General features: G+C 36.1%; 22 protein-coding genes and 3 tRNA genes. 9 read left to right on the plus strand and 16 right to left on the minus strand.

Annotated elements, in window-relative coordinates:
* Positions 1 to 500: 500 nt before the first annotated feature.
* The 6 genes from CWS31_RS02705 to CWS31_RS02730 all read right to left on the minus strand — a co-directional run bounded on the left by CWS31_RS02705 (position 501) and on the right by CWS31_RS02730 (position 5,993).
* On the minus strand, positions 501 to 974 hold the full coding sequence (locus tag CWS31_RS02705) for a GNAT family N-acetyltransferase (RefSeq protein ID WP_101343786.1): 474 nt from the start codon (positions 972 to 974) through the stop codon (positions 501 to 503).
* Positions 975 to 1,380: 406 nt separating this feature from the next.
* Positions 1,381 to 2,751, minus strand: coding sequence for an adenylosuccinate lyase (purB, locus tag CWS31_RS02710; RefSeq protein ID WP_101343787.1), 1,371 nt, complete (start codon positions 2,749 to 2,751; stop codon positions 1,381 to 1,383).
* A 113-nt stretch (positions 2,752 to 2,864) separates the two neighbouring features.
* Positions 2,865 to 3,491, minus strand: coding sequence for a high frequency lysogenization protein HflD (hflD, locus tag CWS31_RS02715; RefSeq protein WP_101343788.1), 627 nt, complete (start codon positions 3,489 to 3,491; stop codon positions 2,865 to 2,867).
* An 18-nt stretch (positions 3,492 to 3,509) separates the two neighbouring features.
* Positions 3,510 to 4,667, minus strand: coding sequence for a tRNA 2-thiouridine(34) synthase MnmA (gene mnmA, locus CWS31_RS02720; protein WP_101343789.1), 1,158 nt, complete (start codon positions 4,665 to 4,667; stop codon positions 3,510 to 3,512).
* Positions 4,668 to 4,885: 218 nt separating this feature from the next.
* Positions 4,886 to 5,395 (minus strand): NUDIX hydrolase, encoded by a 510-nt coding sequence (locus CWS31_RS02725; RefSeq protein ID WP_246143300.1) that lies wholly within the window; start codon positions 5,393 to 5,395, stop codon positions 4,886 to 4,888.
* Complete coding sequence (locus tag CWS31_RS02730) at positions 5,385 to 5,993, minus strand: pseudouridine synthase (protein WP_101343791.1); 609 nt, start codon at positions 5,991 to 5,993, stop codon at positions 5,385 to 5,387. Before CWS31_RS02730 ends, CWS31_RS02725 begins: the two co-directional genes overlap by 11 nt.
* 416 nt (positions 5,994 to 6,409) lie before the next feature.
* On the opposite strand from CWS31_RS02730, the gene CWS31_RS02735 reads away from it, so the two are divergent.
* The gene (locus CWS31_RS02735; protein WP_101343792.1) at positions 6,410 to 8,641 is read left to right on the plus strand and encodes an NADP-dependent isocitrate dehydrogenase; all 2,232 of its coding nucleotides are present in this window, start codon (positions 6,410 to 6,412) and stop codon (positions 8,639 to 8,641) included.
* Positions 8,642 to 8,971: 330 nt separating this feature from the next.
* Here CWS31_RS02735 and cspD read toward each other — a convergent pair whose 3' ends face one another.
* Positions 8,972 to 9,190, minus strand: a complete 219-nt coding sequence (gene cspD / locus CWS31_RS02740) for a cold shock domain-containing protein CspD (RefSeq protein WP_101343793.1) — start codon at positions 9,188 to 9,190, stop codon at positions 8,972 to 8,974.
* Positions 9,191 to 9,459: 269 nt separating this feature from the next.
* On the opposite strand from cspD, the gene clpS reads away from it, so the two are divergent.
* Together clpS and clpA are read left to right on the plus strand one after the other, a co-directional pair.
* A complete protein-coding gene (clpS, locus tag CWS31_RS02745) occupies positions 9,460 to 9,780 on the plus strand; it encodes an ATP-dependent Clp protease adapter ClpS (RefSeq protein ID WP_101343794.1) in 321 nt (106 codons plus the stop codon).
* A 20-nt stretch (positions 9,781 to 9,800) separates the two neighbouring features.
* Positions 9,801 to 12,059 (plus strand): ATP-dependent Clp protease ATP-binding subunit ClpA, encoded by a 2,259-nt coding sequence (clpA, locus tag CWS31_RS02750; RefSeq protein WP_101343795.1) that lies wholly within the window; start codon positions 9,801 to 9,803, stop codon positions 12,057 to 12,059.
* Between the two features lie 99 nt (positions 12,060 to 12,158).
* On the opposite strand, the gene CWS31_RS02755 is transcribed toward clpA, so the two are convergent.
* Together CWS31_RS02755 and CWS31_RS02760 are read right to left on the minus strand one after the other, a co-directional pair.
* Entirely contained in the window at positions 12,159 to 12,866 is a 708-nt protein-coding gene (locus CWS31_RS02755; RefSeq protein ID WP_170252751.1) for a siderophore-interacting protein, read from the minus strand.
* Positions 12,867 to 12,882: 16 nt separating this feature from the next.
* Positions 12,883 to 13,374 (minus strand): DUF2798 domain-containing protein, encoded by a 492-nt coding sequence (locus CWS31_RS02760; protein ID WP_101343797.1) that lies wholly within the window; start codon positions 13,372 to 13,374, stop codon positions 12,883 to 12,885.
* Positions 13,375 to 13,475: 101 nt separating this feature from the next.
* On the opposite strand from CWS31_RS02760, the gene CWS31_RS02765 reads away from it, so the two are divergent.
* Entirely contained in the window at positions 13,476 to 13,904 is a 429-nt protein-coding gene (locus CWS31_RS02765; RefSeq protein WP_101343798.1) for a MarR family winged helix-turn-helix transcriptional regulator, read from the plus strand.
* 264 nt (positions 13,905 to 14,168) lie between these two features.
* Here the strand turns inward: CWS31_RS02765 and CWS31_RS02770 are convergent.
* From CWS31_RS02770 to CWS31_RS02780, 3 genes are all read right to left on the minus strand, one after another.
* A tRNA-Asn gene (locus CWS31_RS02770) sits at positions 14,169 to 14,244 on the minus strand.
* A gap of 39 nt (positions 14,245 to 14,283) precedes the next feature.
* A tRNA-Asn gene (locus CWS31_RS02775) sits at positions 14,284 to 14,359 on the minus strand.
* A 216-nt stretch (positions 14,360 to 14,575) separates the two neighbouring features.
* Positions 14,576 to 14,651, minus strand: a tRNA-Asn gene (locus CWS31_RS02780).
* 737 nt (positions 14,652 to 15,388) lie between these two features.
* Between CWS31_RS02780 and CWS31_RS02785 the strand changes: the two genes are divergently transcribed.
* Complete coding sequence (locus tag CWS31_RS02785) at positions 15,389 to 16,777, plus strand: MATE family efflux transporter (protein ID WP_211355786.1); 1,389 nt, start codon at positions 15,389 to 15,391, stop codon at positions 16,775 to 16,777.
* Positions 16,778 to 18,799, plus strand: a complete 2,022-nt coding sequence (gene uvrB, locus CWS31_RS02790) for an excinuclease ABC subunit UvrB (RefSeq protein ID WP_101343799.1) — start codon at positions 16,778 to 16,780, stop codon at positions 18,797 to 18,799. It begins immediately after the preceding gene.
* A 25-nt stretch (positions 18,800 to 18,824) separates the two neighbouring features.
* On the opposite strand, the gene CWS31_RS02795 is transcribed toward uvrB, so the two are convergent.
* Complete coding sequence (locus CWS31_RS02795) at positions 18,825 to 19,025, minus strand: hypothetical protein (RefSeq protein ID WP_101343800.1); 201 nt, start codon at positions 19,023 to 19,025, stop codon at positions 18,825 to 18,827.
* A 374-nt stretch (positions 19,026 to 19,399) separates the two neighbouring features.
* Positions 19,400 to 20,056, minus strand: coding sequence for a 7-cyano-7-deazaguanine synthase QueC (gene queC / locus CWS31_RS02800; protein WP_101343801.1), 657 nt, complete (start codon positions 20,054 to 20,056; stop codon positions 19,400 to 19,402).
* 339 nt (positions 20,057 to 20,395) lie between these two features.
* Here queC and queE point away from each other — a divergent pair, with 339 nt between their 5' ends.
* Entirely contained in the window at positions 20,396 to 21,064 is a 669-nt protein-coding gene (queE, locus tag CWS31_RS02805) for a 7-carboxy-7-deazaguanine synthase QueE (RefSeq protein WP_101343802.1), read from the plus strand.
* 47 nt (positions 21,065 to 21,111) lie between these two features.
* On the opposite strand, the gene alr is transcribed toward queE, so the two are convergent.
* Positions 21,112 to 22,230: an alanine racemase gene (gene alr / locus CWS31_RS02810; RefSeq protein WP_101343803.1), complete on the minus strand. Its 1,119-nt coding sequence runs from the start codon at positions 22,228 to 22,230 to the stop codon at positions 21,112 to 21,114.
* 218 nt (positions 22,231 to 22,448) lie between these two features.
* On the opposite strand from alr, the gene murQ reads away from it, so the two are divergent.
* Positions 22,449 to 23,372: an N-acetylmuramic acid 6-phosphate etherase gene (gene murQ, locus CWS31_RS02815; RefSeq protein ID WP_101343804.1), complete on the plus strand. Its 924-nt coding sequence runs from the start codon at positions 22,449 to 22,451 to the stop codon at positions 23,370 to 23,372.
* Between the two features lie 79 nt (positions 23,373 to 23,451).
* The gene (locus tag CWS31_RS02820) at positions 23,452 to 24,675 is read left to right on the plus strand and encodes an exo-beta-N-acetylmuramidase NamZ family protein (RefSeq protein WP_101343805.1); all 1,224 of its coding nucleotides are present in this window, start codon (positions 23,452 to 23,454) and stop codon (positions 24,673 to 24,675) included.
* 63 nt (positions 24,676 to 24,738) lie between these two features.
* Here CWS31_RS02820 and CWS31_RS02825 read toward each other — a convergent pair whose 3' ends face one another.
* Positions 24,739 to 25,914, minus strand: a complete 1,176-nt coding sequence (locus CWS31_RS02825; RefSeq protein ID WP_101343806.1) for a zinc-binding metallopeptidase family protein — start codon at positions 25,912 to 25,914, stop codon at positions 24,739 to 24,741.
* Positions 25,915 to 26,027: the final 113 nt, after the last annotated feature.

Here is a 26,027-nt window from a genome sequence, read left to right on the forward strand (position 1 = left end):
ACTTCCTGTGATAACTAACGGTAAATACATCAAATATATTAGCATAAAGAACTTATTTTATAAGTACTTAATTTATAAAAATCACCAAATTTAATGATAAATTTATGCGCTATTAGCAAGAAGATAATCACCGATTAAATAAGAGTATATGAAACGACAACTGTCTTGAAAAATATCGAAACTGTTGAAGTAGGTTTGGGGGAATAATTAACTATTAACTTGAATTTATTGGAAAATGAAGATTAACAATGAGCTATAACACCTTATTTTAGATGATAATATTATGGGCTGTTGACCTTTTGTAGTTAAAATTTATACTGCGTTTTCGCCTGTTAGTGTAGCCAGCTACACGTCACATGCTCTGCCTTGTCTCAATGCCAAACAAGTTTCTGTAAAAGTAATCTCGCAAGATCAACAGACCTTAATCTCATACGCTAATAATTGAGGAATAATTGAAGGATAATTGGTGGTGATCATTAAGCCAAAATAAATTATCGAGGTTAATGATTGAGGTAAAATTTTGCAGTTTCAGCTGAGGCTATTGCATCAGTTATGTTACACACCATACGCTGTTTAGGCATACCTGCAATCATGTATACAGAGCCGACGGTGCGAAAATCAAATTGAGTAAAGTAATCAACTTTTTCAAGTGGGCTGGTAATAAATACTTCTTTTAATGATAATTCATGCGCAATACTGAACAAACCTTGCATAATAAACTTATCAACTTTATTACTTCTGTGTCCCATCACTACTGCTATGCGGCTTATTTCACCTTGCGGTGAAATACGACCGGTTGCTATAGGCTCTTGATTTGTATCGTCACACACTAACATGTGATAAGCCGTACGATCACCTTTATCAAATTCAATCTTCTTCGGAATGCGCCTTTCACAGACAAATACTTTTTCACGAATGTTTTTTAATAATGGGGCGGCTTGTTGCCATTTGACTTGACTGATACTGTAAGACATTTATATAAAGACCCAAGGTTGACGAGAAAAATTATTTTTGATTTATATTGAGATTAGTCAATGAAATCACAGATTGCCAACCAGAAATAAAGATATTTTTGGTATTATTTACTGGAGGGGATACGAGATAATAAAAAGAGGACTTAACGTCCTCTTTTTATTAGGGTCTGTTGATCTGTCAGGGCTAAAATTTATTCAATTTAAAATGCATTTAATCGCGGCGCGAGCTTTGAATCTTAGTTATTCTATTTAAAAAGCGAACAACAAAGAGTAAATTCGTTTTAAATGAACCTAAAGGCCTTGCTACACTTCACATGCTCTGCCTTGTCTAAATACCAAACAAGTTGCTGTAAAAGTAATCTAGAAAGATCAACAAACCATAATTAAAGCATTATCAACATTAAAATTATTTTAATTCATCAATAAACGCAACAGCTCTACCAATATAACTAGCTGGCGTCATTTCACATAATGTTGCTTTAGCAGAATCTGGTAATTCTAATGTCATGATAAATTCACGCATTGAGTCGCCATTTACACGTTTACCACGAGTAAGGTCTTTAAGCTTTTCGTACGGTTTTTCAATGCCGTAACGACGCATTACTGTTTGAATTGGCTCTGCTAATACTTCCCAGTTACTGTCTAATTCAGCTGCCAAATTAGCTTCATTTACTTCTAACTTACTAATACCTTTTAAGGTTGCACCGTAAGCGATCATTGCGTGTGCAAAACCAACACCTAAGTTACGTAAAACAGTAGAGTCAGTTAAGTCACGTTGCCAACGAGAAATTGGTAATTTTTGCGCTAAGTGAGTAAATAATGCGTTAGCAATACCTAAGTTACCTTCTGAATTTTCAAAATCAATTGGGTTAACTTTATGTGGCATGGTAGAAGAGCCAATTTCGCCCGCAATAGTTTTCTGCTTGAAGTGACCCATAGCAATGTAACCCCAAATATCACGATCGAAATCGATTAATATAGTGTTAAAACGTGCCACCGCATCAAATAACTCAGCAATGTAATCATGTGGTTCAATTTGCGTAGTAAAAGGATTAAAAGATAAACCTAATGAAGTAACAAATTCATTAGCGTATTGATGCCAATCTACTTCAGGGTAAGCGCTTAAGTGAGCGTTATAGTTACCAACAGCGCCGTTAATTTTACCTAACATTTCAACGTTAGCAATTTGCTCACGTTGACGTTGTAAGCGTACATATACGTTAGCCATTTCTTTACCTAGCGTACTAGGTGAAGCAGGTTGACCGTGTGTACGACACATCATTGGAATTGTTTTGTACTCAACAGCTAATGCTTTAATTGCAGCTAATATTTTATCCATTTCAGGCAATAAAACTTGTTCACGACAGTCATTTAACATTAAACCGTGAGATAAGTTGTTAATGTCTTCTGAAGTACAAGCAAAGTGAATAAATTCTGTTACTGCATTTAACTCAACATTGTCACTAATTTTCTCTTTTAAGAAATACTCAACCGCTTTAACATCGTGGTTAGTTGTTGCTTCAATATCTTTAATTTTTTGTGCATCAGCTTCGCTAAAATTAGCAACGATTGCGTCTAATACAGCATTAGCTTCTGCTGAAAATGCAGGAACTTCGGCAATAGCATCAGTTGCGGCAAGTTTTTGTAACCAACGTACTTCAACGGTTACACGGTATTTAATTAAGCCAAATTCACTAAAAATAGGTCGTAATGACTTTACTTTACTGCCGTAACGACCATCTACTGGCGATATTGCACTTAATGCTGAAAGTTCCATAGTATTTTCCTAGGTTATATTAATGTGCTCTTACTTTTACAGGCTAATGAAACCTGGTTAGTGAAGAGTTAAATAGTATTAAATATTGAGTAAACAGTTTTTCTAAATTTATTTTAAATTGAGTTAAGTAACTCTTTCGCAGTACTTATTATTTTTTTACGATGAAATAGTATGTTTCTGCGTTTACCGCCAACTTGACGCCATAATACCGCAGCTCTTATCCCAGATAAAAGTAATGCGCGTATTTTATGTTGATTATTGGTTTGCTTCAAAATGGCGGGGTTGCCAGTCACTTGAATGCTAGCACCAAGTGGGCTGATTATATCACTATAAATACTGGCGAAGCTGGCAATTAATGTTTCACTAGTTATTGGGTAGTGGTCTAGTTGTCTGTTACACGCTTCAAGTCGTTCACCTAATAATGATAATTGCTTTGGCTGTTTATTTAAACGACGCTCTAAATTTATCAAATTAATAAGGTAACGGGTGAATTCGGGATCTTTGTCTTTTTTAGCGTTGTTTGATGAGTCGCCTAGGTGTTCAACTAGTAATTCTAGTCCTTGCTTTAAATTAATCATGTCGCTGCCGTAAACAGCTAAGGTGTTCTCAGGAGACATTTGTATTAAGCTATTAAGTAAAACAGCCATGTCCTCTTCATTAATACGATTGTGATGAGACACTTGTTGTACATGATGAGCAACTTGACAAATAGCCGCAAAAGTTAGCGTTTGATCTTTCATTATAATGATTTTATGTCCTTAACGAATTAGCGTATCAATGATGCCACCACCTAAACAAACATCACCTTGATAAAAAACGACTGATTGTCCTGGTGTTACTGAGCTTTGTTGCTCGGCGAAATCAATTTGGTACTCATCGGTTGCTGACTTACTGTCCATGGCACTGTTAACCAGAGTTACAGTACAAGCAACATCTTCTTGGCGATAACGTGTTTTTACTGTGCATTGAATGCTAGTTGTTAACGCTTTTCTGTCAACCCAATGTAATTGATTCGCAATTAAACCTTTAGAGAATAGGCGAGGGTGATTATGCCCTTGACCAACAATAAGCACGTTGCGTAATAAGTCTTTCTCAACCACGTACCACGGCTCTTCACCTGCATCAGCTAAACCGCCAATACGTAAACCTTTTCGTTGGCCTAAAGTATGATACATCAAGCCGTCATGATGACCTATTTCTACGCCTTCAGCTGATTCAATAATGCCTGGCTTTGCTGGTAAATATTGACCTAAGAAGTCTTTGAATTTACGCTCGCCAATAAAACAAATGCCAGTACTGTCTTTTTTGTCGTGGGTAACTAAACCTGCTTCTTCTGCGATAGCACGTACTTCAGGTTTTTCAATATGGCCAACAGGAAAAAGTGTTTGTGATAATTGCGCTTCATTTAATGTATAAAGGAAGTAACTTTGGTCTTTATTGTTATCAAGACCGCGAATCATTTTCCAAGCGCCATCTCCGTTTTCATCAACCCGATAATCACGTTGCACATAATGCCCTGTTGCAATGTAATCTGCGCCTAAATCTTCACAAGCAAATTCTAAAAAAGCTTTAAATTTTATTTCTTTATTACACATAATGTCAGGATTTGGCGTACGTCCTGCCTTGTACTCTGCTAAAAAGTACTCGAAAACATTGTCCCAGTATTCTGTAGCAAAGTTGATGGTGTGTAATTTTATATTAAGTTTATCACAAATAGCTTGAGCATCTTCCAAATCTTGAGCTGCAGCACAATACTCATCGGTATCATCTTCTTCCCAGTTTTTCATAAATAAACCTTCTACTTGGTAACCTTGCTGTTGAAGTAGGTAAGCAGAAACTGAAGAGTCGACCCCACCAGACATTCCAACAATGACTTTGGTTTGCTCAGGTGTTTTGTTATTTGTGGCTGTTAACATGTTTATTTGACCAATAGAGGTTAAAAATTGACGTAAATAAGACCTAAAAAATAAATTAAATAATAGCTGCAGAAGAATATCCGTAGAATAATATATGCAGTATTAGCTGAAATAAGATCTTAAAATAATACGTAAAAGTTTACTAACAAACGCGACAGTATTTGAGGCGCTAAATCAGAGGCGCAAAATTATAACATGAGCCTGTGGAAGGATATAGGTTAAAGATTAGATTTTAATTGTGATAATTCAATTTTATTACCTGCTAGGTAATCTTCAATACACTCTAATACCATAGTGCTGCGTAATTGCGCTTGTTTTTGCTTTATTTGTTCAAAGGTAAACCAATGAGTAGCAATTATATCATCATCTTGAGGTTGCCCTGTTAGAAACTCTTCAAGCTCAATAACAAAACAAAAACGTAAAAAATATAAGGCGAGATCTGGTCGATGATGATAATAAATACCACAAAGATGATTAGGTGAAAGATTAAGCCCTGTTTCTTCAAACACCTCACGTTCTATGGCGCAGATTAAGTTTTCATGTGCTTCTAAATGCCCAGCAGGTTGATTATAAACAAGACGGTTATTGTCCAGTTCTTCAACCAGTAAAAACTTACCTTGGCAATGAATAACCGCCGCTACTGTGGTGTTAGGTTTAAATTGAGAAGCACCATGTTCATTATTTTGGTTATGCTGCGTTATTGAAGTAACTGTTTTGTTAAGACTCAATTTTATATTCCCCATTGTTAATATTATCGATGGTCCAATTACCAATGCGATATCTAATGAGTCGCAAAGTAGGGTAACCAATATTGGCGGTCATACGTCTTACTTGTCTGTTACGACCTTCACTTATAGTAACTTCTAGCCAAGTGGTAGGAATACTTGCACGCTCTCTAATGGGGGGGATGCGATCCCAAACATTAGGTTGAAGCATAATGGCTACTTTAGCCGGCTTTGTCATACCGTCTTTTAATTCTACGCCACGTCGTAATTTTTCTAAATCTGACTCTTGGGGAGCACCTTCAACTTGAACCCAATAAGTTTTCTCGGTTTTTTTTACGGGGTTAGCAATTTGATGCTGTAACTGACCATCATTGGTAAGTAATAACAAGCCTTCACTGTCTCTATCAAGACGACCTGCAGCATAAACTTCGGGGATATTGATAAACTCTTTTAAGGTTCTGCGTTCGCCTTCATCGGTGAATTGAGATAACACGTCAAATGGTTTATTGAAAAGAATCACCTTTCGCTCTTTAGGGGCAGATCTACTTTTGAGAGTTGATTTATTTGATACTGAGCGAGAAAATTTTTTGGTTTGCTTCATTAGTAATTGTTTTTCCTAAAATTAATTAAGCGTAGATAAAGCGTGTTATACGAATTAATTGCCATTAGTTAGTGAACTTAATTATTTATTATTAAGTAGATGAATAGCTAAAAGTTACAAATATAATGGGCTTGCATGGTATTCACTATCATAATAGTGATTATAATAATCAATAATGCAGTTATTAACTCTTAAATTGTCATATTGTGCTAGTATATTTACGCGTAGAATAGAGGCTGATATTTACTTACGTTAAGCCTGCTTATTTTAATATGCTTTAAATTACTATACAATCTTCGCGCAAAAAATAAATTTTATGCTTTGGTGAGTTATTAAATACACTCTCATTTATATTCTCATTGATATAAGGGATTTATATTCACCTTGGCTTTTGGCTAATCAAAGTAGGAAACTCCATGAGCACTGATAACTCTAAAATTATTTATACTATTACCGATGAAGCACCAGCTTTAGCGACGTATTCTTTATTGCCAATTATTCAAGCTTACACAGCATCTTCTGGTATCAACGTAGAAACACGTGATATTTCACTAGCTGCGCGTATTATTGCAAACTTGTCTGATTACTTACCAGCAGAGCAAAAAACAGCCGATTCGTTAGCTGAGTTAGGAGAATTAGCGAAAACTCCAGAAGCAAATATCATTAAATTACCAAACGTTTCTGCATCAATTCCACAGTTACAAGCAGCAATTAAAGAAATTCAAGCGAAAGGTTTTGCATTACCTGAATATCCAGAAGATGCAAAAAATGACGAAGAAAAAGCAATTAAAGCAGCTTACGCTAAAGTATTAGGTTCTGCGGTAAATCCTGTTTTACGTGAAGGTAATTCAGATCGTCGTGCGCCTGGTTCAGTTAAGCAATTTGCTAAAAACAATCCTCACCGCATGGGTGAGTGGAAAAAAGATTCAAAATCACACGTTGCTCACATGAGTGGTGGTGATTTTTACGGTAGCGAGCAATCAGTAACAATTGCAGATGCAACTGACGTAAAAATTGAATTCACAGGTAAAGATGGTTCAGTAGAAGTATTAAAAGCATCTACTCCTTTATTAGCTGGCGAAATTATCGATTCATCTGTAATGAGCTCAAAAGCATTACAAGCGTTTTTAGCTGAGCAAATTGCTGACGCTAAAGCACAAGGCGTTTTATTCTCATTACACATGAAAGCAACCATGATGAAGGTTTCTGACCCAATCATCTTTGGTCAATGTGTATCTGTATTCTACAAAGATGTATTCGCTAAACACGGCGCATTATTTGCTGAGTTAGGCGTTGATGTTAATAACGGTATTGGTGATGTATACGCTAAAATCAAATCATTAGATGAAGCTAAACAAGCTGAAATCAAAGCCGATTTAGATGCTGTTTACGCTGATGCGCCTGCTATGGCAATGGTTGATTCAGACAAAGGTATTACAAACTTACACGTACCAAGTGACGTGATCATTGATGCTTCTATGCCAGCAATGATTCGTGGCGGTGGTAAAATGTGGAATGCTGAAGGTAACGAGCAAGACACTAAAGCAGTAATCCCTGACCGTTGTTATGCAACTTTGTATGACGAAACGATTAAGTTCTGTATCGAAAATGGTGCCTTTGACGTAACAACTATGGGTACTGTTCCTAATGTTGGCTTAATGGCGCAAAAAGCTGAAGAATACGGTTCACACGATAAAACATTCCAAATGTCTGCTGACGGTGTAGTTAAAGTAACTGACACTGCTGGTAATGTCTTAATGGAACAAAACGTTGAAGCTGGCGATATCTTCCGTATGTGTCAAGCAAAAGACTTACCAATTCAAGATTGGGTTAAACTTGCTGTTAACCGTTCACGTTTATCAAATACTCCAGCAATTTTCTGGTTAGATGAAAACCGTGCACATGACGCTGAAATGATCAAAAAAGTTAACGCATACTTGCCACAACACGATACTGACGGTTTAGATATTCAAATCTTATCCCCAGTTGAAGCAACTAAAGTAACATTACAACGTGCTAAAGATGGTTTAGATACTATCTCTGTTACCGGTAACGTTTTACGTGATTATTTAACTGATTTATTCCCAATCTTAGAATTAGGTACTTCAGCTAAAATGCTTTCAATCGTTCCATTAATGAACGGTGGTGGTTTATTCGAAACAGGCGCTGGTGGCTCTGCACCTAAGCATGTTCAACAATTTGATAAAGAAAACTACTTACGTTGGGATTCTTTAGGTGAATTTTTAGCATTAGCAGCTTCTTTAGAGCACTTATCAGTAACAACTGGTAATGCTAAAGCACAAGTACTTGCTGATACGTTAGATGCGGCTACGGCCACTTTCTTAGCTGAAAACAAATCTCCAGCACGTAAAGTTGGTCAAATTGACAACCGTGGTTCTCACTTCTATCTTGGTTTGTACTGGGCACAAGAACTTGCTGCACAAGATACTAACGCAGAATTAAAAGCTGAGTTCACTGATATTGCTGCTTCATTAACTGCACAAGAAGAAAAAATTGTTGCAGAATTAAATGGCGCTCAAGGTGTTGCTAACGATGTTAACGGTTACTACTTAGCAGATACTGCATTAGTATCTAAAGCTATGCGTCCAAGTGAAACATTGAACAAAATCTTAGCTGAACTTGTTTAATCTTGTTTTATAAAGATAATCTTTATAAATAATATAGGTTATCTAATAAAGCCGTTAAGTAAAAAAATAGACTAAAAAGCTAAGTAGAAATACTTAGCTTTTTTTGTTTAAAATTTTTGATTTAATATTTTTGAATAGTAACGGCTATATATTTTATATAGAAAAATAAAAGCTAGGAGAATCAGAGTGGGGGCTATTAATTAATCTTCTGCGCTATACTCCTTACCTTAACTCGATATTAGGCGCGCTAGTGCTAAAAGCTAATGCTATAAATTAAAAAACACAGCGAAGGGGCTGTGTTTTTGGATTTACTCTGTAAGCGCAACGTTTTTATTCTGTTTCGTCTTCGGCTAGTTTAATGCTTGCTGCATGATGTCCTTTAGGACCATCATTAAGCTCGTAGTCGACATCTTGACCAGCTTTTAATGTACGATACCCATCCATTTCTATCGTTGAATAGTGTGCGAAAATATCATCACCACCACTATCAGGACGAATAAAACCAAAACCTTTTGCATTATTAAACCATTTAACTGTACCGTGTGCCATACTTCAACTTCCTTTTATATCCTTTAGTATCAAATTATGTTTTACTTATATTTAATTTATTTGGTTTAACTAACCAATGAACATATACAAGTAAACACATAGACAACAAACTAACATAAGTGACTAAATTATAGCCACCCTTAGAATCCTAGATACATTATAAAATTAGTCAAGTTAAATAATTACTTTTTTAAGTTTTATTAACAAAATGACACACAAAACACATAGAAAGTTACTGCAAAAGTAAAATGAGAGACTAAGATAAAGATATGACCAATTGGAAAGAGTTAATTGACACGCAAGGCATTGTTGAAGAAGATGTTAAAGATCAACTAGAAGAGCCGGCTAAATACCATGTTTTTTTACTTAATGATGACTATACCCCAATGGATTTTGTTGTAGATGTATTGTGTAACTTTTTTAATAAAAGCGAAGAACAAGCAACAGACATTATGTTAACCATTCATTATAAAGGCAAAGGACTTTGTGGCACATATACTGCAGAGATAGCAGAAACAAAAGTAGAGAATGTTGTTCAGTACGCTTTGGATAATCAACACCCATTAAAGTGTGTGATGGAAAAAGCCTAAAGTTATAATTTGGAGTAGCTATGCTAAACAAAGACTTAGAAGTATCATTAAATTTAGCTTTTCGCCAAGCTAAAGAATCTCGTCACGAGTTTATGACGGTAGAGCATTTATTGTTGGCATTATTAGATAACCCTTCAGCAATTGAAGTACTCGGAGCCTGTGGGGCTGATTTGGTAAGTTTGCGTAAAAGTTTACTTGATTTTATAAGCGAAACGACCCCGATTTTCCCAGCAGGTGAAGACGAGCGAGAAACACAACCCACGTTAGGTTTTCAACGCGTATTACAGCGTGCAGTTTTTCATGTTCAATCGTCAGGTAAAAACGAAGTAAGTGGCTCTAATGTATTAGTGGCTATTTTTAGTGAACAAGAATCACAAGCAGCTTATATTTTAAAGAAATCAGACATTAGCCGTTTAGATATTGTTAATTATCTTTCTCATGGTATTGCTAAAGTGGATGAAAATGATGTGTCTCGTCCTTTAGACGGTGAAGCACATGCAGAAGAAGAACCTCGTACCATAGAAAACTTTTCAGTTAACCTTAATGAAGAATCGTTAAAAGGCAATATTGACCCGTTAATTGGTCGTGATGATGAGCTTGAACGTACACTACAGGTATTAAGTCGTCGGAGAAAAAATAATCCATTATTTGTTGGCGAAGCAGGAGTTGGTAAAACAGCTATAGCAGAAGGGCTAGCGAATCTTATTGTCGCTAAAAAAGTGCCTGAATTTTTAGCTAATGCAACTATTTATTCGTTAGATATGGGCGCACTTTTAGCGGGCACTAAATACCGAGGCGATTTTGAAAAACGTTTTAAATCTTTATTGAAAGACTTGGAAGCTGATAAAAATGCAGTGTTATTTATAGATGAGATTCACACTATAATTGGCGCAGGCGCAGCGTCTGGAGGCATGATGGATGCATCTAATCTACTTAAACCGCTTTTATCCGCAGGAAAAATAAGGTGTTTAGGTTCAACAACGTATCAAGAATATCAAAGTATCTTTGAAAAAGATCGTGCTTTAGCTCGTCGTTTTCAAAAAATAGATATTGCAGAGCCAAGTGTTGCTGATACCACGAAAATACTACAAGGCTTGAAAGAAAAATACGAAACTCATCACGGTATTCGTTACACAAGCAAAGCCTTACATGCAGCAGCTGAGCTTTCAGCTAAATATATAAATGAACGTTTTCTTCCGGATAAAGCCATTGATGTTATCGATGAAGCCGGTGCTAAGCAGCAATTAGTGGCCGCCAGTAAACGTAAAAAAGTGATTAATAATACAGATATTGAAAATATTGTTGCAAAAATGGCAAGGATTCCTGAAAAATCAGTATCATCGAATGAAAAAGATAGCCTTAAGAATCTTGACCGTAATTTAAAACTTGTCGTCTTTGGCCAAGATAAAGCAGTAGATGAACTTACTTCAGTCATTCGTCTATCTCGAGCAGGGTTAGGTAATGATGAAAAACCAATAGGCTCTTTCTTATTTGCAGGCCCTACAGGGGTTGGTAAAACAGAGATTACTAAACAATTAGCGAAAATATTGGGAGTAGAGCTACTGCGTTTTGATATGTCAGAGTACATGGAAAAACATGCGGTAAGTCGTCTTATTGGCGCTCCTCCAGGCTATGTTGGTTACGAGCAAGGTGGTTTGTTAACTGATGCCGTTTTAAAGAATCCTCATGCAGTTGTTCTATTAGATGAAATAGAAAAAGCGCATGAAGATGTTTATAACATTTTATTGCAAGTTATGGATCACGGTACTTTAACAGATAATAACGGTCGTAAAGCAGACTTTAGAAATATTATTCTTGTCTTAACAACAAATGCAGGTGTTCAAGAAACGATACGTCAATCTATTGGCTTTAAGCAACAAGATCATAGTTTAGATGCATTAAGTGAAATTAATAAAGTATTCTCGCCTGAATTTAGAAACCGCTTAGATAATATTATTTGGTTCGATCATTTAGACAATATAGTTATCCATCAAGTAGTAGATAAATTTATTGTTGAATTACAAGCTCAGCTTGATGAAAAGGGCGTTTCTTTAGAATTAACTAAACAAGCGAAGCAATGGTTAGCTGAGAATGGTTATGATAAATCTATGGGCGCACGGCCTATGTCTCGCTTAATTCAAGAGCATTTGAAGAAAGCGTTAGCAAATGAGTTATTGTTCGGTGAATTAACGCATGGTGGCATTGCCAAAGTTGATGTGAAGAAAGGTAAATTAGTTATTAATTATGAAAATAAAAAAGAGCTAGTGAGCGAAAAGTAAAATAAGCAATTAATCTTAAATAAAGTAATTAAAGCCTAATATAAATATTAATTATATTAGGCTTTTTTGTGAAAAATTAATCAGGTTTACTATTAAAACTTAGGCTTTCCAATAACCCGAAGCATAGGTTTGTTTGTTGGTATATCCGGGCATCTCTTTTACAAAATCTTTAAGTTGTTTTACCTGGCGAATTTCTCCAGCAATAAATATTGCCGGTTCTCCAGGCAGCCAAGTGCTAGTTTTTAAGGCCTCTAACAGTGCGTTTTTACTCAAGTCAGAATTAATTACCCAGCAAATGTTAATACCTTTAGGTGCGCGGATAACCTGTTTATCTTGCGCTGACGGCACTTGAAAAATAGCAGCACCTTTTGCGTCTTCAGGTAGTTTTTCTATTACAGCGGCAGCAGCTGGCAGCGCGGTAAGGTCAGCAACAAATAAGTGCCAGTCAGCATTATAGTTTGTATGCTTGGTATCTCCAGGCCCAGCAATACCCAAGTAATCGCCAATTTTTGCATTACTTGCCCAATTAGTACCTAAACCTTGATGATCATTCACGGCAAAATCAACGGTGAGTGCTTTACTTACCTTATCAAAAGCGCGAATTGTGTATGAACGCATCCATTTTTTAAAGCCAAAATACATGCCTAATTTAGGTTTTGTTTTTCCTGGTTGTGGAAAAATAGCTTTAAAGTGTGCGCTTTCTTGATCTAACGGAAAGTCCGTTAAATCGTCACCTGTTAAAGTGATACGGCGCATATGTGGACCTAAGTCTTCTATTTGAGCAACTTGTGTCATTCGCATTTTCATAAACATCTCCCTAATATTAGCTTTTCATAAAGGATTCTAATTTTGGTTTAATCACTAATGCCATCAACATCGCTATAATTAAGCCAAACGGTAGTGCGGCAAAAAAGTTATGGCTCCACATAATTGAAAACTCGTTTAAGTCAGTAAAACCAATATGATTAATGGTTGAAGTCGCTGCCATGGCTGTCTCCATAACTACTGCCATCACAACACCTGTTAGTAGCTTTTGCGACAGGGCGCTAGCACCAGATAATACTTTTTCAATTAACTTACTCACTAATCCCATAACAATTATGCCGATAGGTAGTGCAACTAAACCAGCAAAAATAAAGGCAGATGCCCATTGGTTTAGAAAGGTTTCACTACCGTTACGGTTTGCAAAACTCATAATGCCTGTCAGCGAACCACAAATGGTGATCATAATAAGTGCGATAATGGCAATTTTTTGATAAACAGGACGGCTTCCTGAATTTGATTGTTCGGTAAAAGAGTGGGTTACTACTGTCATATATGCTCCTTGTGTATTGCAGTCTTTAACTATAGTTGATAATATCTACTATAATTTAATATGGTTGATTGTGTCAACTAGTTTTTTGGTGGGGATTATTTATGGCAGATATAAGTACAGTAGAAACGCTAAGATCTTTAGCTCATGGTGTTAAAAAACAGTTAGCTATTCAATTAGAAGCAGAAGACCTTGGCCTTGTTCCTATGCAAGTCAGGGTAATGAAGACCATTGATAAATGTTCACCTTGTACCGCGTTAGACGTAGCTAATTTTTTACAGCGAGATAAAGCACAAATAACTCGGTTAGTGAATGGCTTACTAGAGCAGGGGTTAATTGAAAAAGTGCCAAACCCACAAGACAAACGCAGCCAATTTTTATTGTTAAGTAAAGAGGGCGGTAAAATACAACAAAGCTTAGCCAAAATTACTAAGCGAGCAGAGAAGTCTATGATTGCAGGAATAGCCGACGAGGAAATGCAAAGCTTTTTAGTGATTGCTCAAAAAATGCTTAAAAACGTAGAAAATAAATAGTAATTGCTCAGTTTATCAAATATATGAAAGTCACCAATAAAACACAGGAAAACTATAGACGAAAAAAAAACACGATATATATCGTGGTTTTTTAATGTGGCTCCCAACTCTTTGTTTAAGCAAAAGGCTCGAACCAGTGACACATGCTGTTTATTATAGAGAGTACAGTCCATCGCTTTAGTAACTGGATATTCAGGGAGGGAACAAGTAAAGTTATTTTCTATAGACGAAAAAAAACCACGATATATATCGTGGTTTTTAATGTGGCTCCCCAAACTGGGCTCGAACCAGTGACACATGGATTAACAGTCCATCGCTCTACCAACTGAGCTATTGGGGAATAAACTTTTTTAACTTCTGTTTATTATGAAGTTTAATGTGGCTCCCCAAACTGGGCTCGAACCAGTGACACATGGATTAACAGTCCATCGCTCTACCAACTGAGCTATTGGGGAATTATTCGTTTTGTTTATTAATTGGTGTTAATAAACGCATAATTGATACTTGGTTATTAAATGATGATATGCGTTACCATATTATATTTAATTATCAATCACGCTGTAATGTGGCTCCCCAAACTGGGTTCGGAAAACCAATCAGTGACACATGCTATTTATTATAGACAGTACAGTTCATCGCTCTACTACTCTAGCATCTATCGCTATTTAATGTGGCTCCCCAAACTGGGCTCGAACCAGTGACACATGGATTAACAGTCCATCGCTCTACCAACTGAGCTATTGGGGAATCTCGATTAACCTCATCGGCTAACGGGGCGGAATATTAAAGACCTGTGGCTTAAGTGTCAACACAAAAACAATAAAAATTTGAAAAATAAATCTGTTTGTTGAATTTACATTCAAAAAAGATGAATTCACAACAAAAGTAGTGTGTTTTTCATCCATGTAAATTTTGTTTTATGATTAACGGTTGAAAATTAAGCTTATATTTAGTTATCCACTATTCCTGTGGATAAGTATGTGGGTTAAAGTGTTAATCTTTGTACATTTTTCAATTTTATTGGCCTAGCTTTAAGTCAATATAAAAGTAATATATTTTAAAGTCTTTATTTTTCAGTTGCTTATTGTTTTTATCGTTTTTTTAATAAATGAGATTGATTTTTAACCACAGCCAAAAATGACTGTTGTTAACTGTGCGTTGTTTTATTACAAGATGTTTATTTAATTGAAAATTCGAGATTAATCTTTCTAATATTAACCTATTGCATAAAATAATGGGGTCAATAAATATTAAATAACTATCGATAACGCTACTTTCGTAAATATGCTAACAATAAATAGCCAATAACTATTAAATAGGGACTAGGTAAAAGTAGTTTAATCTTTTACAATGTATTGCCGCTTATTATTCACCTCAACGACAATAGAGTCTTTAATTAACCTTTCGATTGTAAATAGACGTTATTATAGAAAATTAACATGACTTTATTAATAAACAGACGCGATTAAAACTGATACTACTCAATGATTCCAAAAATTACCGTGACGAATAGCAATAACAAGCAAGTAAATTTGCTAGAAGATCCAGTAACGAGCACGATAAAACGAATAACCATTCCTATGATTTATGGCATGGTGCTGTTAATGACCTTTAATCTTATTGACACTTTTTTCGTCGGGCTTCTTGGCACACAACCTCTTGCTGCCATCAGTTTCACTTTTCCTGTCACATTTACTGTGCTTAGTTTAATGATAGGTTTGGGTATCGGTACCTCTGCTGTTATCGCAAAGTTACTCGGTAAAAAAGAAACAGCTTTAGCTAAAAATACAGCAACCGCTGCAATGTATTTAGCTGCCATTATCGTCGCGTGTATTTCATTTATTGGTTATTTAATTACCGATCCCTTATTTACTTTACTCGGTGCACAAACTTCATTGCTACCTTTAATCCATGAGTATATGGACATTTGGTATTTAGGTAGCGTTTGTCTAATTGGTCCTATGATTGGTAATGCAATATTACGTGCTTCTGGTGATACTAAAACACCGAGTATTATTATGGGCAGTGCAGGGCTTATTAATGCGGTACTGGATCCTATTTTTATTTTCGGTTTGGGACCTGTTCCAGCGATGGGAATAAAAGGGGCAGCTATTGCAACGTTAGTGTCTTGGCTTTTTGGCTTGCTCTTTGTTTTTTATATTTTAACTAAAAAACTAGATCTTATTCATCGTCGATTAATACCATTAAAAATATTATTCACTTCATGTCGTGATATTTTAAGAATAGGTCTACCTGCTGCGGGTGCTAATATGTTAACGCCAATTGCGGCGGCAATTATGACCGCAATAGTCGCAACTTATGGTGAGTCAGCTGTTGCTGCGTTTGGTGTTGGCTCTAGACTTGAATCTATTGCTTGTTTAATTGTATTAGCGTTATCGATGACTTTACCACCATTTATCAGTCAAAACTTTGGTGCAACACAGCTTAAACGCGTAGAAGAAGCGTATAAAGTATCAATTAAATTTATTTTGGTTTGGCAACTGATTATTTATGCCATTTTAGCTGTAAGTGCAAACTGGATTGCTCACGCATTTGCCAAAGAGGCAGCCGTTGCTGATTTAATTCAACTATTTATTTGGATTTTGCCTCTAGGCTACGGGTTACAAGGGGTTGTTATTTTAACAAACTCCTCACTTAATGCGCTACACAAACCCATGATAGCTTTATGGTTAAGTATTATAAGACTCTTTATTTGTTATGTACCATTAGCTTATATTGGTAGTTTATATTTTGGTTTGATAGGGCTTTTAGTCGGCGCTGTACTAGGGAATATGATGATGGCGATGATTTCATATGCTCAGTTTATCAAACAATTTAAACATATTGAATTTATCACCTTGGAGCAAGCTTAAATGAAAAACATAACACTTTGCTCTGATTATATTCCTAGTGGCGATCAACCTACGGCAATTAAACAGCTGTTAGACGGTATTGAATCAGGTTTAGCGCATCAAACATTGCTTGGGGTTACGGGCTCAGGTAAAACATTTACCATCGCTAATGTCATTGAAAAACTTAATCGTCCAACCATGCTGTTAGCGCCAAATAAAACATTAGCAGCTCAGCTTTATGGTGAGATGAAAGAGTTCTTCCCTAATAATGCGGTTGAATACTTTGTATCTTATTATGATTATTATCAACCCGAAGCATATGTGCCAACCACTGACACTTTTATTGAAAAAGATGCATCAGTAAACGAACATATCGAACAAATGCGTTTATCCGCTACTAAAGCTTTATTAGAGCGCCGTGATGTTATTATTATTGCTTCTGTTTCTGCCATTTATGGTTTAGGCGATCCCGATTCTTATTTGAAAATGATGCTGCACATTAGTGTCGGTGACATCATTAATCAGCGAGACATTTTACGCCGTCTTGCCGAATTACAATATAAACGTAACGATGTCGCCTTTGCTCGTGCTACTTATCGAGTTCGCGGAGATGTTATTGATATTTTTCCTGCTGAATCAGATCGACTTGCTTTACGAGTTGAGTTATTTGATGAAGAAATTGAAAAAATAAGTCAATTCGATCCTTTAACAGGGCAAGTAGAGCAAGCTCTAGCGCGTGTAACAGTTTATCCTAAAACCCATTATGCTACTCCAAGAGAAAAGATTTTATCGGCTGTTGAGAATATTAAAATTGAGCTTAAACATCGCTCACAACAGCTCAAGGATAATAACAAACTAGTTGAAGAACAACGTATTGTACAGCGTACTCAATTTGATATTGAAATGATGACCGAGCTTGGTTATTGCTCAGGCATAGAAAACTATTCTCGTTATTTATCAGGACGGGATCAAGGTGATGCGCCACCAACGTTATTCGACTACTTACCGCCAGATGGTTTATTAATTATTGATGAGTCGCATGTTACCGTTCCGCAAATTGGCGCTATGTATAAAGGCGATAGATCACGAAAAGAAAATTTAGTTGAATATGGCTTCAGGCTGCCATCAGCCTTAGATAACAGGCCAATGAAGTTTGATGAGTTTGAAGCGCTTTCACCGCAAACCATTTATGTATCAGCCACTCCAAGTAAATACGAATTGGAAAAGTCTGCAGGAGATATTGCTGAGCAAGTTGTTAGGCCAACAGGACTACTTGATCCAGAAATTGAAGTACGTCCAGTTGAAACACAAGTAGATGACTTATTATCTGAAATACGTAAACGCTTGCCATTAGATGAACGAGTATTAGCAACCACGTTAACTAAACGTATGGCGGAAGATTTAACTGACTATCTAGATGAACATGGCATTAAAACCCGTTACTTACATTCTGATGTTGATACCGTTGAGCGTATGGAAATTATCAGAGATTTTAGGCTCGGTAAGTTTGACGTACTTGTTGGTATCAATTTACTTCGTGAAGGCTTAGATATGCCTGAAGTGTCATTAGTAGCGATATTAGATGCTGATAAAGAAGGCTTTTTGCGATCCGATCGTTCTTTAATTCAAACTATTGGTCGTGCGGCACGTAATATCAATGGTCGTGCTATTTTGTATGCAGCTAAAATAACTGGTTCTATGCAGCGCGCTATTGATGAAACGCAGCGTCGACGTGCTAAACAGCATCAATTCAATTTAGATAATAATATTACGCCAAAAGGTGTTATCCGTAAGATAACTGATGTTATGGGCGTAGGCAGCTACAGTGATGCTAAATCACTAGATAAAGTGGCTGAAGCTAACACCAATTATCATATAAATCAAAATGCCGAAGAGCCACTGTTAACCACAGCTCAAATAGATTCTAAAATTACTGAACTTGAAAAGGTGATGCAAACTCACGCACAAAATTTAGAGTTTGAACAAGCAGCGGCAGCACGCGATAAAATAGCAAAATTACGCATACAACAATTATCGAGTTAACAAAGCTTATTTTACTTAAAAGATATTAATTCGAGTATTGTTTAAATATTTGAGCAATAGCATCACTGTTGCAATAAGAAAGCTGACTAATATCTTCAATTATTTTATCTTGTATATCGACAGGAAACAGCATGAGCTGCTCTAAGTATAAATGTGCGTAAGTAATATTATTTGTATCGACTAGTTGCTTAAACTCTTGTGCTTGATATTTTCCCGTAGCACTCATGCGATTTTCCAAATATTCATTGAACACGCTATAAGTTTAGGAGAAAGATAAATTATTGATAGAAGGTTTTCATCTTAAAATAAATTTTTAAGGAAGATTTTAATCTATAAAATAATAAGCCATTAATAACTCACCTGAATTCGGGATAAACAAAGTGCTACAACAGCCTTATTCATTCGTATTCTTTCGTTAAGAAAACTCCCAATCATTCGTTATTGGCTTCGCTTTCTCGCTTTGAACTGCGAATAACTAAAACTATTGTAGATGCGTGAGTACAAGATAGTTGATATTGTTATACTTTACAGTTTCATTATCCCGAGCTGAGATTAACTAGTGTGTTAATGGCTAATTAGTTCGGCACAATAGACTAATATTTACTCGTAACTGATAGGATCAGTCACATTATTTTCTGCAAAAGACTCTAGCCTCTCTTGGCAAGCACCACATTTTCCACAGGCTTTTTCGCGGCCGTTATAACAAGTCCAAGTATTACTGTAATCTAATCCCATTGAAATGCCGTCTGCTAATATGGCTGTTTTGTTCACGGTTAAATAAGGGCTGAATATTTCAACACTTTCATAGTTGGCAATTTTACAAACATCATTCATCTTTTCAACAAATTCAGGACGACAATCAGGGTAGATAGCATGATCGCCAGAATGTGCGCCATAGTAAACTTGATCAGCGCCAACAGAAACTGCATAGGCAACCGCTAACGATAATAAAATCATATTACGATTAGGCACAATCGTTGATTTCATATTTTCAGCTTCGTAATGACCTTCAGGAATATCAATATCATCTGTTAATGAAGATCCAGCAAGTAATTGGTTAATAGCCGAAATATCAATTACTTTATGATTGATACTTAATTTAGTACAAACAGATCTCGCACACTCTAACTCTTTTACATGACGTTGACCATAATCAAAAGATAGCGCGTACACCTCTTTGCCATCTTTTAGCGCACGATTTAAAACCGTAAATGAATCCATGCCACCGGAATATATAACAACAACTTTTTCAGCCATTTGAAGCTCTCTTAATTGATCTGGGGTACAATACCTTATTCGTTAAGTAATGAGCCATGTGGACTTCGCATAACAAGATCATAAACTTAATGAAAATAGTATAATAAAAAATCCAGCTATCTTACTTGAAATAGGGGGTAGTTTAAATAGACGTCCCAGTAAATAGTTACTCTGGGTAAGTTACTCGGAATAAATGACTTGAGTGTAGTTATTTGGAATAAGTTATTATACAGAGAATTAATGGCGTACTACATAATTGGCTCAGAACTAAAAACTTAGCATTTAAAAAATAAATTTCGCATAACAACTCGCATAACTAGAACAGAGAAAAATATCCGTATGAATTATAAAATTAATGAGCTTTTTGAAACCATTCAAGGCGAAGGCTCTTTTACTGGACAACCATCAATTTTTATTCGCTTACAAGGATGTCCTGTAGGTTGTTCGTGGTGTGATACTAAGCATACCTGGGATATTTCAGTTGACGATCAAGTAACGCCAGCAAGCATGTTAACTAAAACGGAAGAAACTTCGCATTGGGCTAACTTTAGCCCTAAAGATATCTTAGCATTAGTGAATGAGAAAAAATTCAACGCTAAACATATTGTTATCACCGGTGGTGAGCCATGTATGGTTGATTTAACTCCCTTATGTCAGCTATTTGAGCAACAGGGTTACAGTACGCAAATTGAAACATCAGGCACCTATGAAATAATTACCACAGATAAATGTTGGGTTACGGTTTCACCTAAAATTAATATGCGCGGTGGCTATAAAATTTTAAGTACTGCAATGGCGCGTGCTAATGAAATTAAACATCCAGTAGCAACAGATCAACATATTGATGAATTAAAAGCACTATTAGCTGAGCATAAGGTAAAAGATACTGCTATTTACCTACAGCCTATTAGCCAAAAGAAGCGTGCTACCGATTTAGCCATTGCCACCTGTATTGCTAATAATTGGCGTTTATCTGTACAAGTACATAAATATATTGGGATTGAGTAGAATCGTTATCCTGGTATTAGTACCTAGTATCTATCCTAGAATTTAAATTAGCTCAAACTGACTTTCGGTACTCGCTTTGATACGCGTGTTAATAACTCATAATTAATGGTGTCGCTGTATTTCGCAACGACATCAATACTAATGTTTTTACCCCACAATTCTGCCGTATCACTAATGTTTACTTGTAGTAGATCAGTTACATCAACTGTAATCATATCCATAGAAACACGACCAACGATTGGCGCAATCTCACCATTAATAAAAACAGGGGTTCCTGCTTTAGCATTACGCGGATAACCGTCGGCGTAACCTATTGCGATAGTGGCAATTTTAGTTTCTCGTTTCGCTTGCCAAACATCGCCATAACCCACAGTTTCACCCGTTTTAATGGTATGAATAGCAATTATGTTAGCCGTTAACGTCATCACAGGAACAAGCGGATTACTGATGTCTGTAATACCGATAGGTGAAATACCATAAAGGGCTAGACCTAAGCGGTTATGATCGCCATGACTTTCTGACCAATTTAAAATACCGGCTGAGTTAGCCATGCTAAATTTACAATTATATTTAGCAACTAGTGCTTTTAACTTAGCCAATTGCGCTAATGGTTTATCACTATGAAGTTGTTCGGCAGTAGAAAAATGAGAGCATAACACTAGCTGACTTTGTTGAGATTGAGATAATTGTGAAATCACTCGCTCAACACAGCTTATTTGAAAACCTAAACGGTTCATTCCTGTATCAATTTTAAGCCACATTTGAGAAGGATTGTCAGTAGGTAGATTGACACTTTTTTGATCAAAAGCGTTTGGGCTAAATGCTTTTAACCATTCTATTTGATAATCGCTATGTAACATCAATGAAAAATTATGTTCATCGGCTACAGCAAAGTCAGTCGCTTTAGATGGTCCTTCAAGAATCAAAATTTGGGTATCTATACCGCCACTACGCAGTGCCAAAGCCTCATCAATAAAACCAACGGCAAAAAGGCTGACTTTATCTCGTAAAGCATGGGCGACTTTTATCGCATCATGCCCGTAAGCATCGGCTTTAACGACAGCAATAGTATTGCTATTACTGGCAAGGCTATCAATATATTGGTAATTGCTAACGAGAGCATTTAAGTCGATAACCGCTTGGGTAAGTCTGGAAGTATAACTCATGATGAATGGCTGTTCTTTGACGGCTAAAAAGGAGGATAAAAGTTAATTAGCTATTATGAGCTAATAAAATTAACTAAGAAATACTAAAGCGAGTATTTCAACAATAAAACTATATAAAATTATAAAAAGCTGACTAAATTACCTATTTATTATGTGTCAGCAGTGTAACATGATAAATAACAGTGACTTTAGCTTATATTGTAACAATGAGAGAATATATGGATCGGCAAGCAAATTTAGTAAATGAGTTAAATAATATTACAACCGAAGGGCAAAATCCTAATACCCTTAATATAGATTTACTTGATTCGCTTGGCGTACTTCAAAAAATAAATGCGGAAGATAAAAAAGTAGCGGGCATTATTGAACAATTACTACCTGAAATAGCTCAAGCTGTTGATTTGATTGTTGAAGCATTCTCGCGTGGCGGCAGGCTCATTTATATAGGAGCAGGCACAAGTGGCCGTTTAGGTGTTCTTGACTCGGTAGAGTGCCCGCCAACCTTTAGTGTTGCACCTGAGCAGGTTATTGGTATTTTAGCCGGCGGAGCTAGTGCCATGTACAAAGCCGTTGAAGGGGCGGAAGATAATAAACAATTAGCCATTGATGATTTAACAACAATTGCGTTATCAGAAAAAGATGTGGTTGTCGGTATTGCGGCCAGTGGACGAACACCTTATGTATTATCTGCTATGCAATTTGCCAAAGCGCAAGGGGCAAAGGTTATTGGTATCAGTTGTAGTGTTAATAGTAACTATGCTAAACATGTTGATGTGAATATTTGTGCTGTGGTAGGTGCTGAAGCATTAACCGGCTCAACACGCATGAAGTCAGGCACAGCACAAAAACTTATTCTTAATATGTTAAGTACCGCGAGTATGATCCGCAGTGGTAAAAGTTATAAAAACTTAATGATTGATGTGAATGCCAGTAATGAAAAATTATACGCAAGAGCAGTACGTATAGTTATGCAAGCAACAGAATGTGACTTTACCAAAGCAGAGCAGGCATTAGCACAAGCAAACAATCAAACGAAACTTGCTAGTTTAATGGTGTTAACAGGCTTAGATGCTACAAGTGCTCAGCATGTACTTGTTGAGAACAAAGGTTTTTTACGTAAAGCCGTAGAGCAACAAGGCTAATAATAGAACTTATTTACAAAAGATTATTATACTCAGCCTATTTATAAAGTTTACTAATGAGGTTAACTATATTTATATTATGAAATTACGTATTCTTTCTAACACTCTTTTAACGCTATTTTTATCATGCTTCAGTTTATTTAGTGTGCACACTGTAGCTTCAGCAAAAGAGATTAACGAAGCCACAATGCCAAGTAAAAATATAATTGTGGCAGCTGAGCAGCTTGCTCAATACCTGCCATTATTAGCGGATAAAAAAGTTGGATTAGTCGTTAATCAAACATCAAGAGTTTTTAATCAGCATCTTGTTGATGTGCTTTTAGATAAACATATAGATATTAAAATGATCTTTGCCCCTGAACATGGTTTTCGAGGTGATCGTGATGCAGGTGAAAAGTTTGATTCAAGCATAGATGCTAAAACAAGTTTACCACTGGTTTCACTTTACGGTAAAAATCGTAAACCATCAGTAGCAACAATTAAATCCCTTGATGTTATCGTCTTTGATATTCAAGACGTCGGTGTTAGGTTTTATACCTATATAAGTACTATGCACTATATGATGGAAGCGGCTGCTGATGCGGGAGTTAAATTTATAGTACTTGATAGACCTAATCCTAATGGCGCTTTTGTTGATGGTCCGGTACTTGATATGGCGTTTCAATCATTTGTTGGTATGCACCCAATTCCATTACTACACGGTATGACGGTTGGTGAGCTTGCGAATATGATCAAAGGTGAGGGTTGGCTTAATGTATCGAATGTGCTCGATTTAACCGTAGTTCCCATTAATAATTATCAACGTGATCTTGCTTATTCATTACCTGTAAAGCCGAGTCCTAACTTACCTAACGCACAATCTATAACTTTATATCCATCACTGGGATTCTTTGAAGCAACGCCGGTGAGTATTGGCCGAGGTACTACTTTCCCGTTTCAGGTGATCGGTCATGATAAATTAAATATTGGTCAATTTAGTTTTACCCCAGTTTCAATTGCTGGCGCGGCAAGCAATCCTAAATTAATGGGAAAAGTTCTGCAAGGTGAAGATCTTCGACACATGAATTACGCGGTTAATCGCCAAGGTGTAGATTTAAGTTATATCATTAACTGGCATAAATTATTTGCTGAGCAAAAAGAGATATTTTTTAATAGCCCGAGTTTTATGGATAAACTGGCAGGTACAGATAAATTAAGAAAAGCAATAATTGCAGGGCAAAATGAAGTACAAATAAGGAAAACGTGGCAAGATGATCTCGCCACGTTTAAGCATAAACGCCAACCTTATTTGTTATATAAATAAGAAAATAGAGATAACAAAAATGCAGAGTGTATTTGTTCTTATCTCTATTTTAAGTCTTTATACCTAATTTGATTGGTCTTGTGATTCCAATGCAGGTAATAGATTTAAGTGATTGTGAATAGCGTGGTGAATGAAACTCAATTTTGTTCGCACCGCATCTGTTAATACAAAAGGATAAGCATCGGCTAAACCCATACTTCGGTTAAGCGAGTTTAGGATCACAGATAACCTCATCCATTCTTCTAATATTTCAGTAATTGAAGTTTGTGAAGAAAAGTATTGTCTTCCTTGGGGTAAACATAATTTTTCGGTATCACTCTCTTCTACTTCAACACCTGAAATTGATCCATTAATTTCAAAGTTTTTTGCTGTTTCAAGCGTGTCTATAATATGCATGTAATGCGCCCAGGTTTCTGCCCAGTCTTCATAAGGGTGCATTGTCGCATAACTACTGATAAAGGTTTGCGACCAATTAGCGGGCGAACCGTTTTCATAATGATGTTGCAATGCGGCTTGATAATCAAGCTCGTCATCACCAAAGTATGTTTTGCACAAGGCATGTTTTGTTGGTGAATTGGCAATTAACTGATCAAAGTAATAATGACCTAATTCATGACGAAAATGGCCAAGTAATGTTCGATAATTTTCACCCATCGCCAATTGTGTTTGAGAACGAGCAACATCATCTGCTTCGGCTAGGTTAATTGTAATGTGACCACAATCATGCCCAGTAAATACCACATCTTGATGAGGTAATTGACTAGTGAAATGATCATTAACATCTCTATCAGTTATAAAATCAAAACTTAAGCCATTTTCAGGATCTTGAGTTGTATTACGTAAAGGTACAGGTAACACTTTTAAAGTATACAAAGCACGTCGTTTTGCATTTTCCATTTTTTGCCACAATGGAATGTGCTCTTTTATGTTTAAGTCAGGCACAGTGATGTTAAAGCGACAGGCAAAACATAAAATGTCGTCATCACCTTCAACGGGTACAAAGGTACTTAAATTAACCATACCATTACACACTTGATATTTTGCGTTGTTATCACATTTTTGATAATGAATTTTGGGGTAGGCTGCTTTATAAAATAAGCCGGTACTTTGATCAAGTTCATAAGGTTCAACTTGATCAAAGTCATCATCAATACCAAGGGTTCTGCCGCAAGAAAGACAATGGGAACTTTCAAAAAATAAAATGAGTTTATCTTTGCAATTACATTGAAATGTTTTCATGTGAGTATCGAATTAAAAAAGAAATGATAATGATTTAAATAAAATATGAATTCAAGAAAATTATAGTTTGGTAACTCTAAGTTTCAGGCACTAATTTAAGCACTAGTTGAAGC

It is taken from the genome of Colwellia echini (assembly GCF_002843355.2).
In the GTDB taxonomy this organism is placed as follows: Bacteria; Pseudomonadota; Gammaproteobacteria; order Enterobacterales; family Alteromonadaceae; genus Colwellia; species Colwellia echini.

Excerpts from the sequence above, each read along its gene's own strand:
- alr (WP_101343803.1), bottom strand. The coding sequence starts at position 22,230 with ATGAGTTATACTTCCAGACTTACCCAAGCGGTTATCGACTTAAATGCT.
- purB (WP_101343787.1), bottom strand. The coding sequence starts at position 2,751 with ATGGAACTTTCAGCATTAAGTGCAATATCGCCAGTAGATGGTCGTTAC.
- CWS31_RS02730 (WP_101343791.1), bottom strand. The coding sequence starts at position 5,993 with ATGAAGCAAACCAAAAAATTTTCTCGCTCAGTATCAAATAAATCAACT.
- CWS31_RS02755 (WP_170252751.1), bottom strand. The coding sequence starts at position 12,866 with ATGAAAATGCGAATGACACAAGTTGCTCAAATAGAAGACTTAGGTCCA.
- queE (WP_101343802.1), top strand. The coding sequence starts at position 20,396 with ATGAATTATAAAATTAATGAGCTTTTTGAAACCATTCAAGGCGAAGGC.
- uvrB (WP_101343799.1), top strand. The coding sequence starts at position 16,778 with ATGAAAAACATAACACTTTGCTCTGATTATATTCCTAGTGGCGATCAA.
- CWS31_RS02705 (WP_101343786.1), bottom strand. The coding sequence starts at position 974 with ATGTCTTACAGTATCAGTCAAGTCAAATGGCAACAAGCCGCCCCATTA.
- mnmA (WP_101343789.1), bottom strand. The coding sequence starts at position 4,667 with ATGTTAACAGCCACAAATAACAAAACACCTGAGCAAACCAAAGTCATT.
- clpA (WP_101343795.1), top strand. The coding sequence starts at position 9,801 with ATGCTAAACAAAGACTTAGAAGTATCATTAAATTTAGCTTTTCGCCAA.
- murQ (WP_101343804.1), top strand. The coding sequence starts at position 22,449 with ATGGATCGGCAAGCAAATTTAGTAAATGAGTTAAATAATATTACAACC.
- queC (WP_101343801.1), bottom strand. The coding sequence starts at position 20,056 with ATGGCTGAAAAAGTTGTTGTTATATATTCCGGTGGCATGGATTCATTT.
- hflD (WP_101343788.1), bottom strand. The coding sequence starts at position 3,491 with ATGAAAGATCAAACGCTAACTTTTGCGGCTATTTGTCAAGTTGCTCAT.
- cspD (WP_101343793.1), bottom strand. The coding sequence starts at position 9,190 with ATGGCACACGGTACAGTTAAATGGTTTAATAATGCAAAAGGTTTTGGT.
- CWS31_RS02735 (WP_101343792.1), top strand. The coding sequence starts at position 6,410 with ATGAGCACTGATAACTCTAAAATTATTTATACTATTACCGATGAAGCA.
- CWS31_RS02765 (WP_101343798.1), top strand. The coding sequence starts at position 13,476 with ATGGCAGATATAAGTACAGTAGAAACGCTAAGATCTTTAGCTCATGGT.
- CWS31_RS02785 (WP_211355786.1), top strand. The coding sequence starts at position 15,389 with ATGATTCCAAAAATTACCGTGACGAATAGCAATAACAAGCAAGTAAAT.
- CWS31_RS02795 (WP_101343800.1), bottom strand. The coding sequence starts at position 19,025 with ATGAGTGCTACGGGAAAATATCAAGCACAAGAGTTTAAGCAACTAGTC.
- clpS (WP_101343794.1), top strand. The coding sequence starts at position 9,460 with ATGACCAATTGGAAAGAGTTAATTGACACGCAAGGCATTGTTGAAGAA.
- CWS31_RS02820 (WP_101343805.1), top strand. The coding sequence starts at position 23,452 with ATGAAATTACGTATTCTTTCTAACACTCTTTTAACGCTATTTTTATCA.
- CWS31_RS02760 (WP_101343797.1), bottom strand. The coding sequence starts at position 13,374 with ATGACAGTAGTAACCCACTCTTTTACCGAACAATCAAATTCAGGAAGC.
- CWS31_RS02825 (WP_101343806.1), bottom strand. The coding sequence starts at position 25,914 with ATGAAAACATTTCAATGTAATTGCAAAGATAAACTCATTTTATTTTTT.